Below are 12,116 nucleotides of genomic sequence, written 5' to 3'. Positions count from 1 at the left end.
GCTCTCCCGGGAGGGAACAGTCTGGTGGTATCGGGGATGAGACCGCAGGACGGTGTCGAACTCGTCGAGCGGCCATCTTCTTCGACGGTAGACACGCCGTTCACGGCGTGTTCCGCGTCCGAGAAACGCAGTTACTTCTGCGACTCCGTCTCGACGCCGCCGTCTTCGATTTCGATGTCGACTGCGTCGGTGTCCAACTCTTTCGATTCGAAGTCGTCGAGTTCACCGAGGATGTCGTCGATGTTGTCGAGTCCGAGCAGTTGTCGGGTCTCCGCGTCGAACGATTGACTCTCGAGGCCGGCGGCGCTCTGTACGTCGGACCCGGTCAGACCTTGTCCGTACCGACCGAGCAGCGAGGTGAGTTCCTGCGGGAGGACGTACGTCGTCGACGGCGACGTGCCGATGCTCGCCAGCGTCTCCATTCCCTTGTCGATGATGGCGCGTTCGCCCATCGACTCCGCGGCGCGGGCGCGGAGGACTGTCGAGATGGCGTCACCCTGTGCACGGAGGATGGCGGCCTCTTTCTTCCCCTGTGCGCTGATGATGTTCGACTGCTTGTCACCTTCCGCTTTCTCGACGGCAGAGCGACGCTCACCCTGCGCTTCGAGAATCATGGCGCGGCGGCGACGCTCGGCGGCAGTCTGCTGTTCCATCGCGTTCTCAACGTCCGCAGAGGGTTTCACTTCACGAACTTCCACGGACTCGACGCGGACGCCCCACTCGTCGGTGGGTTCGTCGAGTTCGCGGCGGATGCGCGCGTTGATGTGGTCACGCCGTGCCAGCGTATCGTCGAGTTCCATGTCGCCGAGGGCGGCACGGAGCGTCGTCTGTGCGAGCAACGAGACGGCCCGTCGATAGTTGTCGACTTCGAGGAACGCGCGCTCTGGGTCCATCACGCGAATGTAGACGACGGCGTCGGCGGTCACCGGTGAGTTGTCTTCGGTGATAGCCTCTTGGGAGGGCACGTCGAGGGTCTGCGTCCGCATGTCGAAGCGGTAGGTCTTCGAGACGAACGGTGGGATGAAGTTGATACCCGGGTCGAGAATTCCCTTGTACTCGCCGAAGACGCTGAGCGTCCGCTTCTCGTACGCCTGAACGATTTCGACGGCGTCGTACACCGCCGCGATGGCGAGTGCGAGGACGACGTACCCGACGAGCGTCAGGGGCGTGACGGGGAAGACGACGACGGCGATACCGAACACCATCACCGCGAGTGCGAGGGGACCAAGCCAACGTGGGACGCGTGAGGAACTCCCGACTGCTGCCGAGGACTCCGCTCCCGAGGATGGACGGGAGAGCCTCCCAAGTTGGTAAAACACACTGTCCATGCAAGAGAGTGACACTGAAGACGAATAAACCTACCCGGCAATCTGGCGACAGATTTTGACCAGTCTTCGGGTGGCCACAGATGTCCACCCGTCGTCGAGCGCTCACAGTTGCCACACACGGCCACCAAGTATTTGCTCTCGACTCCCCGACCGGCGAGTATGCGAACGAATCGTGGCGCTCTGGAAGTCGATGACCTCCTGAAACTGGTGCTGGTCCTCGTCCTCATCTGGCTCGTACTCGAGATTATCGGAGAGATTCTCGGCCTCTTCACCGCACTCCTCGGCCCCTTCCGGCCACTTCTCGGACTCGTCGTCGCGGCACTCATCGTCCTCTGGTTGCTCGACCGAATCTGACGACGCCCCGACACCACGGCGAACCGCACGCGACGACGACACTCCTTTGTATCTTACCCGTGAGATTCGGGCGTGTACAGTCTGAACGTCCCGGTCCCGGGGCGGGTCGCCCGCCTCGCGTCCGACCTGTTCCCGTATCTCGCATCGTTCGACCGGGTCCGCGACCGGCACACGCTCGTCTGCAAGCGCTTCGAAGCGACCGACTTCGACCGCCTCCGCGAGCGTCTCCGGCAGACACTTCTCGGTTCACCGGCGTTCGAGGCCCGTGTGACAGGCATCGACTTCTTCGAACACCCACCTCGTGGGTCTGCACCCGTCGTCTACCTGACTGTCGAGAGTCCCGGTATCGAAGCGTTCCACGGGCGACTCGTCGACGAGTTCGGCGCAATCGACGGCCTCGAAGGTGACGACTACGTCCCCCACATCACGCTCGCTCGCGGCGGCGACGTCGCAGACGCCCGCCGAGTCGCGAGCCAAGAAATCGACCCCATCGAGTGGACCGTCTCGAACGTGGACCTCTACGATGGGAACTTCAGAGAGACGGCGGCGACGATTTCGCTTCCCGGCTGACCGTGGGCAGTCCCCTGACAGAACCAGTCGTCTTCGCTACTCGCGGGCGTGCAACCGCATCCCCATCGGCTCCTGTGGGTGCATCGTCAGCGACCCGCGAAGCGAGAACGGTCTGTCGCGGATGTAGTCGAGTTCGTACTGCTGTGCCACCGTCCCGAGGATGAGTCGTCCTTCGAGCAGTGAGAGGTGCTTGCCGATGCAGTGGCGAGGCCCGCCGCCGAAGGGGAAGTACGCGAACCGCGGCCGGCCCCGCATCCGTTCCGGTGCCCAGCGGTCCGGGTCGAACTCGAGTGGGTTCTCCCACCAGCGCTCGGACCGGTGGACGACCCACTGCGGAAGCATTATCGCCGACCCTTCCGGGATACGGTACCCACCGAGACGTACGTCGACTTTTGGCTCGCGGAACATGACGTACACCGGTGGGTACAGGCGCATCGACTCGTTCAGCACACGTTCTGTGTACTCTAACTGCCGGACGTCTTCGTAGGTCGGTGTCCGCCCACCGAGAACCTCGTCTAACTCGCGGTGGAGTTTCTCCTCGACTTCGGGGTGTTGGGACAACAGATACCACGCGTAGGTAAGCGTCAGCGCCGTCGTGTCGTGGCCCGCGAGAAGCATCGTCATCAGTTCGTCACGGAGATTCTCCTCCGTCTGTTCGTCCCGGTCGTAGGCGCGAAGCAGAATCGACAGCAAGTCCATCGGTTCTCCCTCGACCGACTCGCTCTCGGCCACAGACGACGCCGGCGTCGGCCCGTACTCGGTCCCACGCCGTTCGTCGACGACATCCCAGATGAGGTCTTCGAGGAGCGACAGTGACTGCTTGTACTCGCGGTTCTCTCTCGTCGGTGCCCAGTCGGGCATGAGGAACCGAATGGGGTCGGGTTCGAACCGCGTTCCGAGTGGTTCGAGGTTCTCTTGGATGAGTCGGATACGCTCGTCGTCGATGTCCGCGCCGAACATCGCGTCGACGATTATCTCGACGGTCAGTCGCGTCATCTCCAGTTGCACGTCGACCACGTCGCCGTCGTGCCACGAGTCGAGCATCGTCGCTGTTCGGTCGGTCATCATCCCCGCCATCGTCGAGATGCGACGCATGTCGAAGGCGGGTTGGGCGAGTTGTCGCTGTTTCTGCCACGTCTCCCCCTCGCTCATGAGGAGGCCGTCGCCGAGCAAATCACCGATTGCCTGGTCTTGGAACTGTGGTTTCCGGAACTTCGACGCCTCGCTCACGAGGACGCGTTCGATGTCGGCCGGGTTCGTCAACATGTAGGTGTCCAGCGGACCGAGGTCGAAGTGAATCACGTCGCCGTAGGACTCGGCTACCGCCGTCAGGAACCGAAACGGGTCGCGGGCGTACTGCCGACTGGCACCGAAGACTGGGATGCCCTTCGGGCCGGGAGGGGTCGCACTCATCAGCTATGTGTTGGTTCGCAGAGGGAAGAATCGCACGGCGGTCTGTGTCGGCCTGCACGGGCCACACGTGTCGGTCGTTCAAGACGCCGACTGCGCCGGGGCGCGCCTCTCGGAGTCGGTGATGGCCCGAACGTCGACTGGTCCCCCGACCGGCAGGCCCTCGAGCACCGCCTCCACGGCCTCTCCTGCCCGACATAAAAATCGGCCTCACTGGTGCGGCAGTGCGACTATCGGCCAGTTCCTCCTACTGGAACCCATCGTATGACTGCACTGCCGACTGTGACGTCCATCGCGTTCGGAACCGGTCTCGTCGCTGCGTCCGGAATCTACCTCATCTTGGTGGTCACGCTCACGACGACTCGCCAGTGGTGGCCACCCGGCGACAAGACGTGGGCGTACTACCTCCACTGGTCGCTGGTCGCCGTGTTCAACGTCTCCATTCTCACCGTCGCCGTCCTCGACTGGAACGAGTGGATACTGCCGCGACCAGCGTCGCTCGTCGTCGGTGTCCTCCTGTCGGGACTCGGGGCGGCAATCTTCCTTCGGAGCGCGAACGCGATGCAGTCCGACGAGGTTCGCGGCGTGACCGGTGACCTGTACACGGACGGCCCATATGCGTACAGTCGAAACCCGCAGTACGTCGGGATGCTCGTCGGCATCGTCGGGTTCGCAGTGCTCGTCAACTCGTTTTTCGTCGCCGTCCTCGCCGCCGTCCACGCTGGCTGGGTCGTGTTGTTGCCCTTCGCAGAAGAACCTCACCTGCACGAGGAGTACGGACGCGAGTACGAACGGTACACCGACCGCGTCCCTCGATTCGTCGGCCGGACGACGCTCCGTGAACTGGCGAACTGAGGTGTCTTCGGCCGATGGTGACCCCCGTGGTTAGGGTCGCGGTGGGTCGCCGTCGTATGCGTCGTGGTCGTTGTAGAAGTTCAGCATCGCGAACTTGAGTTTCTCCGGGGTGATGTCGACCATCTCTGCACGCTCTTCGACGGGGAACGACCCACGAACACCGTATTTCCCCATCGAGGAACTCTCGCGCGTGTAGCGTTTGTCGGCGAGGATGCGCACGCCGTAGTCGTCGGGCGCGCGGATGACCCGCCCGAGTGCCTGTCTGGTCTTACGGATGGTTGGAATCTCCACGGCGTAGCGCCATCCAGCCTCCTTCTTGCCGCGATAGATGCGGTCGTAGGCGTCTTGAACCGCCTCCAGTCGCTCGGAGAGGTGCGGGTACGGAACGCCAACGACGACGACGGTTCGCGCGTCGTCGCCGTCGAAGCTCACGCCTTCGGCGAGGGTCCCCCACAGCGACGTGAGGAGAATCGCGTCGTCTTTGCCGACGAACTCCTGTCGCGCCTCCTCAGCGCGGACGCCCGGTTCGTCGAGGAAGAAGTCGAAGTCTGCCGCGGGGTTCCCACGCAACCGCTCGTGGTAGCGTTCGGCCTCCGCGTACGACGGGAAGAACACGAGCGTGTTCCCCGGCGTGAAGCGCGCGGCGTCCACGAGCAACTGCTCGATTGTCTCTTGCGTCCCGGGGTCGTCGCGTTCCGACGAGAACAGCGCCGGCAACGAGACGGAGAACGTCCGTCGGTTCTCCTCGGGGTATTCGAGACCGTACGCCATCGTCACCGGTTTTTCGAGGCCGAGCGTCTGCTCCGTCACGTCGAACGGGCGCAACGTCGCCGACATCAGGATGCTCGCGTGAACTTCCTCGAACAACTCGCGAGTCACGTCGCGCGGGATGCAGGTGTAGAGTTCGGCGCGACCGTATATCTCGTCGCTGCCGCCGTCGCGACGCACCGACAACATGGGGTGACGGCCGAGTTCGCCGCCCATCTCCATCCAGTCGGCGATGAATCCGGCGGCTTGGAGGGTTTGACACTCCTTGCGCGTCGTCGCCTCGCCGTTCTTGTACTCGTCTTCGTACTGCTCGTCGAGGCGCTTTCCCAACTGGAGTGCGAGTTCGACTTCCACGTCGATGCCGCGGCCTTCGTACGACTGGAGGAACTCCATCGTCAGGTCGTCTCGCCGGCCCTGATTGGCAATCGAGAGGTCGTGCCAGTTCTCACCGACCTGTTCGCGTTCGCCGAACCCGAACGCCTCGTCGTAACTCTCGCGGAGTGCGTCGAGGAACGTCCCGACGACGTTTTGGGCACTCTCGGCGCGTGAGTCGTCGACCTCTTCTAACTCGTTCATCGCGCTTTCGAGCGTGTTCTCGGTGAGGGCACGACTCGCGTGGTCACGCGCCGCCCCCTCGATGTTGTGCGCCTCGTCGAACACGGTGATGATGTCGTCCGCCTCGCGGTCCAACCACCGGAAGAACTGCTCGCGTATCATCGGGTCGAGCAGGTGGTGGTAGTTACAGACCACGAGGTCGACGCCCTCCATCCCCTCTTTCAGGAGTTCGTAGCCACAGAAGTTCTGCCGCCCGGCGTGTTCGAAAATCTCGTCGGGGGTCCGCACGTCGTCGAACAACCACTGGAAGAACTCGTCTGTGTTCTGCGTGAGGTTGTTGTAGTAGTGTTCGCAGTAGTTGCCGTCTTTCAACTGCTCCAACTCGTCGTCGATGGCGTCGAGTTCGTCGGTGACGGCGCTTCTGGCTTCACCAGCACCGGACTCGCCCTCGCGCATCCGGTCGAGGAGCGTCTGGGCCTGCTCCGAGAGTTCGGACTTGTCTGACTCCTTTTCGACGATGCTTCTGGTCGTATCGCGGAGGGTCTGACACTCCTGAAAGCCAACGTCGATGTGGCACATCGAGGACTTCCCGCGGAACACCACCGCCCGGATGGGTTCGCGCCGGGTGATGGCGCGGGCGTCTTCGATGAACTGCCGCATCTGCTGGTGGACGTTCGTCGTGATGACCACCGTCTTGTCGTGTTCGCGGGCGTATTCGAGCGCCGGCACGAGTGCGGAGATGGTCTTTCCCGTCCCAGTTGCTCCTTCGAGGAGGACGTTGCGCTCGTCGTCGAGTGCGTCCGAAATGCCGGACATCGCCGCTTCCTGATTCGGATACGGTTCGTCGTACGGGAAGAAGCGCCACGCTCTCTCCAAGTCGCTATCGTCGTCGCGGGGACCGTTCGCGTGGGCCACGAACGGTTCTCGGCCGCCATCTGATTAAAAGCCTCGGAGGAACACCCCGAACCGACGCCGCCGAGACCGCCAGACACGACACACTGCATATAACCGTATCTCCGCCATGCGGCGGTCTCGCCCGTCCGAGAGAGGATTATTCGGGAGGCTGTTGACTCCTCGCACATGGCATCAGAGACTGCAACCTCACGAATCGAGACCACAGCAACTGAATCGTGGCAAGCGGGCGTCGCCGCGGGCGCACTCGCCGCCGTCGTCATGGGTGCGATGATGGTCGTCCAGATGCGTCCCGTCCTCGAAGTCGCGATTCCATCGATGTACGCACTCATGGGCGGTGCCGCAGGCTTCACGATTCACGTCGCCCACGGTGCGATTCTCGGCGTCGTCTTCGCTGGCCTCGCTGGATACGTCGGCCTCGACTCGACAGCCAAATCGTTCGGCGCCGGCGTCGTCTACGGCGTCGTCCTCTGGGCGATTCTCGCCGTCCTCGTCATGCCCGTCTGGTTGAGCGTCGTCGGGTCGCCCGCGAACCCGCCGCTTCCGAACGTCAACGTCACGAGTCTCGTCGGCCACGTCGTCTACGGCGGGGTCATCGGAATCGCGTACCCGACGCTCGAACGGGTGCTGTAGGGGCCGAGAGAGACCGCGGCGGCAGTTTTTGCTTGCAAACACTGTCACCTAATCGAGACACACCACATTTTGTGACAAATATTCTATGCATTTTCCGAGAGTACCCACACCTGGTGGACTATGATGGACCCGATACCGACAGCAGAGATGAAGGCGATAATGAGAAAGTATCACGAAGAGGCTTGGAACGGCCGGAATCCCGACGCCATCGACGGGTACTCTACCGACGATTTCGTCATGCACGACTCGATGGGCGACCGGGGCCTCGAAGGTTCCAAAGAGATGGTCCAAGCGGTTCTCGATGGGACGCCCGACCTCGAGTTCACCATCGACGACCTCTTCGCGGCGGGTGACCGCGCTACCATCCGCTACACGTTGGAAGGAACGAACGAGTCACCGTCGTACCTGACCGACGAACCGACGGGAAACCACTGGAAATCGAGCGGTATCAGCATCTATCGGTTCGAGGGTGACAAAATCGCAGAACAGTGGGACGCGTTCGACTACTACGGAACGATGCAGCAACTCGGTCTGATTCCGCCCGAAGCGACCGAGGCAGAAGGCGGGACGGGCGCAGAAGCGTAGGCAGACTGCGTTCTTCGGTTTTATTCGTCCAGCAACTCGACGATGAGTCCTTTCTGGGCGTGGAGACGGTTTTCCGCTTGGTCCCAGACGATAGACTGGTCGCCTTCGAGGACGGGTCCGGTAATCTCCTCACCGCGGTGGGCGGGGAGACAGTGCATGACTTTCGCGTCCGTATCCGCGAGCAACTCCTCGTTGAGTTGGAAGCCTTCGAACGCCTGCAGTTTCTGGTGACGCTCGCTCTCTTGGCCCATCGAAATCCACACGTCGGTGTAGATGACGTCCGCGCCGTCGATGGCTTCCTCGGGGTCCGTGGTGACCGTCGGCGCTTGTCCGAGTTCGGCGGCCCGAGCGATGACTTCGTCGTCCATCGCGTACCCCGGTGGCGTCGCCACCGTCAGGTCGATGCCGGCCATCGCGCACCCGAGGACGAACGACTGGCCGACGTTGTTGCCGTCGCCGACCCACGCGGCCTGTACCTCGTCGAAGTCGCCGACGTGTTCGCGGATGGTGAGCAGGTCGGCGAGCGTCTGGCACGGGTGGGCGTCGTCGGTCAGGCCGTTGATGACCGGTGCGTCGGAGTGTTCGGCGATTTCGAGCAGGTCCTCGTGTTCGAAGAGGCGGACCATGATGGCGTCGCCGTAGCGACCCAGCACACGAGCGGTGTCCGAGAGTGGTTCGCCGTGACCGAGTTGGATGTCTTCGGGGCCGAGGAAGAGGGCGTGACCGCCTAACTGCGTCATACCCGTCTCGAAGGAGACACGCGTGCGGGTACTCGGTTTCTCGAAGAGCATCGCCAGCGTCGCTCGGGGCAGTCGCGTCTCGTCGTCGCCGGATTTGATGTCGGCGGCGCGGGTGAGGACGCGGTCTAACTCCGATGCGCTGATGTCGTCGATGTCGGTGAAGTGTGTCGTTTCGAGCATTGTGTGAGTGTCGTGTCTCCGTGTCGATTCGGTGTCTCGGTCGTCTGTGTGTCTCGATTCAGTCTTCGACGGTTCGGGTCAGTCGTCCGCGAGTGTCTCGCAGACCTCCACCAGCACGTCGATGGAGTTGTCGAACTCGGTGAGTTCGAGGCGTTCGTCGGGGGCGTGGTCGAGGTCCGAGTCGCCGGGGCCGTACGTCGCCATCGGGCAGTCCCACGTGCCGGCGAAGATGTTCATGTCGCTGGTTCCGGTCTTGCGGAGCAAGCGTGGCTTGGTCCCACCGACGCCGCGGATGGCGACGCGGAAGGCCCGCGCGACTTCCGTGCGCGGACTCATCATCACAGGCGGGATGGGCTTGTTCCAGTGGACGCTCCCGCGAGTGAGTTCGCCCTCGGCGACTTCGCGTACGTCGTCGATGGTGAGACGAGGTGGGACGCGGAACTGCACGTCCACCGTCGCCTCGACGGCGAGGCCATCGTCGGTTGGACCGCCGTCGAAGTTCACGGGTTTCGTCGTCACCGTGTCGAAGACGCCGTCGTACTCTTCGTCGAAGAAGTCGGCGACGCGCGACCACCACGCGACGGCCGATTGGATGGCGTTGTCCTCGGGGCGCGAGGAGTGGCCCAACTCACTGGTCGAGACGTACGTTCCCGAGAGGAATCCACGGTAGCCGAGGGTCACGCCGTCCCATCCCGAGGGTTCGCCGTTGACGACAGCGCCGGGTTCTTCGCGGTCCTCGACGAGGTGCCACGCGCCGCGCGACGAGGTCTCTTCGCCGACGACGCCGACGAACGAGACGCCTGTTTCGACGGCGGCGGCGGCCATCGAACAGAGGGGGCCGGTCGCGTCGACGCTCCCGCGACCCCAGAGAACGCCGTCGTCAACCTTCACTGGTATCTCGCCCGGGACGGTGTCGATGTGCGACGTGAGGAGGACGGAATCGTCGGCGGGTGCGCGGACGTTGCCGACCTCGTCTATCCAGACCTCGCGGTCGTGCGCCTCGAAGAACGCCTTCAGCACCTCGGCGGCGTCTTCTTCGTCGCCCGAGACGGACGGCGTCGACACCATGTCGTAGAGGAGACGACGCGCCTCGACCCAGTCGCTCCCGGCGATGAGGTCGGCGTCCGTGTCGGCGTGGCCGTCGTGTGTGGTTCCGGCGTTCATGACAACACGCTCGTCATGGCGTCCACCGCGTAGTCTGCGTGTTCCTCGTCGATGATGAGTGGCGGGAGGAACCGCACGACGGTCCGTCCCGCTGGAAGCGCGAGGAGTTGCTCGGACAGCGCGAGGTGCTTCAGCGTGCGGTTCGCGCCGCGCTTGACCTCGACGCCAATCATGAGGCCGTCGCCGCGTACCTCGCGGACCGGCAGGTCGTGTTCTTCCACGGCCGCTTCGAGTCCCGACGTGAGGTAGTCGCCGATTTCGGCGGCGTGACCGGGAATATCCTGCTCGACGATGGTGTCGAGCGTGGCGTTCGCCGCGGCGCAGACCACAGGGCCGCCGGAGAACGTCGACCCGTGAGAGGCCGCGCCGTCGGCAATCCAGTCGGCACAGAGCGTCGCACCGAGTGGGAGGCCGTTGGCGATACCCTTCGCACTGGTCAGGATGTCGGGAACGACGCCGACGTTCTCGCACGCCCACAGCGACCCGGTCCGGCCGATACCGGTCTGAATCTCGTCGAAGACGAGTGCCGCGCCGGCGTCTTCGGTCAGGTCGCGGGCGGTTTGCAGGTACTCCGTCGCAGCGGGGTTGATGCCGCCTTCGCCCTGAATCGGTTCGAGGAAGACGGCGGCCGTCTCGTCGTCTACGGCTTCGGCCAGTTCCTCTTCGTCGCCGTACGTGACGAACTCGACGCCGCCGGCGACCGGTTCGTACGGCTTCTTGTACTTCTGTTTCCACGTGAGCGCGAGCGAGCCAAGGGTGCGGCCGTGGAACGCGCGCTTCGTGGCGATAATCTTCTGGCGACCGGTCGCAGAGCGGGCGAACTTCATCGCCGCCTCGTTAGCCTCGGTGCCGGAGTTACAGAGCCAGACGTTCTCGATGTCGCCCGGTGCGAGCGCGGCGAGTTTCTCGTAGAGTTCGGTGCGAACCTCGACGGGGTACGACGCCTGCACGTAGGTCAACTTCGCGGCCTGTTCTTGAATGGCAGAGGTGACCGCCGGGTGCGAGTGGCCGAGTGCCGCGACGGCGTAACTCGCGCCGAAGTCGAGGTACTCGGTCCCGTCGTCCGAATAGAGGTACGGTCCCTCACCGGATTCGATGGTGATTGGTTTCTCGTTGAAGACGAACCCCGACATCATTCAGCCTCCGTCGCTTCGACCAGTGCACCGGGCGTCACGTGCGTTCCGCCGCCGTTGAGCGCCGTCACGATGGGGTCGTTCAGGTTCGCGTCCGAGACGATGACCTCCGCGGCCCCGCCGTCGAGCGCCTCCTTCGCGGCCATGACTTTCTTCGTCATGAAGCCTTCTGCGGCCGCTTCGAGTGCTTCGAACTCCTCGGGCGTGTCGGCCGTCTCGATGAGCGTCGATTCGTCGTCGGGGTCGGCGTAGACGCCCTTCACGTCGGTGAGGACGACGAGTCTCGCACCGAGTGCGCCGGCGACTGCTGCTGCCGCACGGTCGGCGTCCGCGTTGACCGGGACGCCGTCGTCGGCGAGCATCGGGACGGTCACGATAGGCGTGTAGCCGCCGTCGAGGAGCGTTTCGAGGAGCGGCGCGTTGACCGAGGTAATCTTCCCGGAGTGGTCGCCGCGCTTGATTTTCTTCTTCCCATCTTCGACGACGCGAACCGCCGACTTGCGCGGGCCGGTGAGGAGGCCGCCGTCGACGCCGGAGAGGCCCAGCGCGTCGACCCCCGCCTCGCGGAACAGCGCCGTCAGGTCGGTGTTGAGTTTGCCGGGCATCACCATCGAGAACACCTCCATGGTGCGCTCGTCGGTGAAGCGGCCGGTCACGCCCGAGGGCGACTCGACGTAGGTGGGTTCCTCGCCGAGTTCTTCGAGCGTCTCGTCGACGGCGGTCGACCCGCCGTGGACGACGACGACGTCGGTGCCGTTTGCGACGAGGTGCGCCACGTCTGCGACGGCACCCTCCGGGTCGACGGCTTTCGCGCCGCCAATCTTGACGACGACCGGTGGTTCTTTCCCCCCATCTGCGATGAGGTTCGCCTCGTTGTCGACGAGCTGTTCGTGTGCCGCGAGCAGTTCCTCGCGTGTGTATCCTGTCAT

12 protein-coding genes are annotated in these 12,116 nt (G+C 63.8%); 5 read left to right on the top strand and 7 right to left on the bottom strand.

What is annotated here, in order from left to right; genetic code table 11:
• Positions 1 to 131 precede the first annotated feature (131 nt).
• Positions 132 to 1,328 (bottom strand): SPFH domain-containing protein, encoded by a 1,197-nt coding sequence (locus GJR96_RS05135; RefSeq protein WP_151161950.1) that lies wholly within the window; start codon positions 1,326 to 1,328, stop codon positions 132 to 134.
• A 159-nt stretch (positions 1,329 to 1,487) separates the two neighbouring features.
• On the opposite strand from GJR96_RS05135, the gene GJR96_RS05130 reads away from it, so the two are divergent.
• Together GJR96_RS05130 and GJR96_RS05125 are read left to right on the top strand one after the other, a co-directional pair.
• Complete coding sequence (locus GJR96_RS05130) at positions 1,488 to 1,682, top strand: DUF7554 family protein (RefSeq protein WP_151161949.1); 195 nt, start codon at positions 1,488 to 1,490, stop codon at positions 1,680 to 1,682.
• A 72-nt stretch (positions 1,683 to 1,754) separates the two neighbouring features.
• Positions 1,755 to 2,252 carry a 2'-5' RNA ligase family protein gene (locus tag GJR96_RS05125; protein WP_151161948.1) on the top strand — a complete coding sequence of 166 codons (498 nt, stop codon included), beginning with the start codon at positions 1,755 to 1,757 and terminating at the stop codon, positions 2,250 to 2,252.
• A 36-nt stretch (positions 2,253 to 2,288) separates the two neighbouring features.
• Here the strand turns inward: GJR96_RS05125 and GJR96_RS05120 are convergent, their stop codons facing one another.
• Complete coding sequence (locus GJR96_RS05120; RefSeq protein ID WP_151161947.1) at positions 2,289 to 3,665, bottom strand: cytochrome P450; 1,377 nt, start codon at positions 3,663 to 3,665, stop codon at positions 2,289 to 2,291.
• Positions 3,666 to 3,926: 261 nt separating this feature from the next.
• On the opposite strand from GJR96_RS05120, the gene GJR96_RS05115 reads away from it, so the two are divergent.
• Entirely contained in the window at positions 3,927 to 4,517 is a 591-nt protein-coding gene (locus GJR96_RS05115; protein WP_151161946.1) for a methyltransferase family protein, read from the top strand.
• 30 nt (positions 4,518 to 4,547) lie between these two features.
• Here GJR96_RS05115 and GJR96_RS05110 read toward each other — a convergent pair whose 3' ends face one another.
• Positions 4,548 to 6,755: an ATP-dependent DNA helicase gene (locus GJR96_RS05110; RefSeq protein ID WP_151161945.1), complete on the bottom strand. Its 2,208-nt coding sequence runs from the start codon at positions 6,753 to 6,755 to the stop codon at positions 4,548 to 4,550.
• A gap of 165 nt (positions 6,756 to 6,920) precedes the next feature.
• On the opposite strand from GJR96_RS05110, the gene GJR96_RS05105 reads away from it, so the two are divergent.
• Together GJR96_RS05105 and GJR96_RS05100 are read left to right on the top strand one after the other, a co-directional pair.
• A complete protein-coding gene (locus GJR96_RS05105; RefSeq protein WP_151161944.1) occupies positions 6,921 to 7,385 on the top strand; it encodes a DUF6789 family protein in 465 nt (154 codons plus the stop codon).
• A gap of 120 nt (positions 7,386 to 7,505) precedes the next feature.
• Positions 7,506 to 7,970: an ester cyclase gene (locus GJR96_RS05100; protein ID WP_151161943.1), complete on the top strand. Its 465-nt coding sequence runs from the start codon at positions 7,506 to 7,508 to the stop codon at positions 7,968 to 7,970.
• A 20-nt stretch (positions 7,971 to 7,990) separates the two neighbouring features.
• Here the strand turns inward: GJR96_RS05100 and argF are convergent, their stop codons facing one another.
• From argF to GJR96_RS05080, 4 genes are all read right to left on the bottom strand, one after another.
• Positions 7,991 to 8,890 carry an ornithine carbamoyltransferase gene (gene argF, locus GJR96_RS05095; RefSeq protein WP_151161942.1) on the bottom strand — a complete coding sequence of 300 codons (900 nt, stop codon included), beginning with the start codon at positions 8,888 to 8,890 and terminating at the stop codon, positions 7,991 to 7,993.
• A gap of 78 nt (positions 8,891 to 8,968) precedes the next feature.
• Positions 8,969 to 10,054, bottom strand: coding sequence for a [LysW]-lysine hydrolase (locus tag GJR96_RS05090; RefSeq protein ID WP_151161941.1), 1,086 nt, complete (start codon positions 10,052 to 10,054; stop codon positions 8,969 to 8,971).
• On the bottom strand, positions 10,051 to 11,187 hold the full coding sequence (locus GJR96_RS05085) for an aspartate aminotransferase family protein (RefSeq protein WP_151163915.1): 1,137 nt from the start codon (positions 11,185 to 11,187) through the stop codon (positions 10,051 to 10,053). Before GJR96_RS05085 ends, GJR96_RS05090 begins: the two co-directional genes overlap by 4 nt.
• Positions 11,187 to 12,116 carry an acetylglutamate/acetylaminoadipate kinase gene (locus GJR96_RS05080; protein ID WP_151161940.1) on the bottom strand — a complete coding sequence of 310 codons (930 nt, stop codon included), beginning with the start codon at positions 12,114 to 12,116 and terminating at the stop codon, positions 11,187 to 11,189. The genes GJR96_RS05085 and GJR96_RS05080 overlap by 1 nt, the downstream gene beginning before the upstream one ends.

Origin of the sequence: Haloferax litoreum (assembly GCF_009674605.1) — an archaeon.
In the GTDB taxonomy this organism is placed as follows: Archaea; Halobacteriota; Halobacteria; order Halobacteriales; family Haloferacaceae; genus Haloferax; species Haloferax litoreum.
This window is presented reverse-complemented; position numbering and strand designations above follow the sequence as displayed.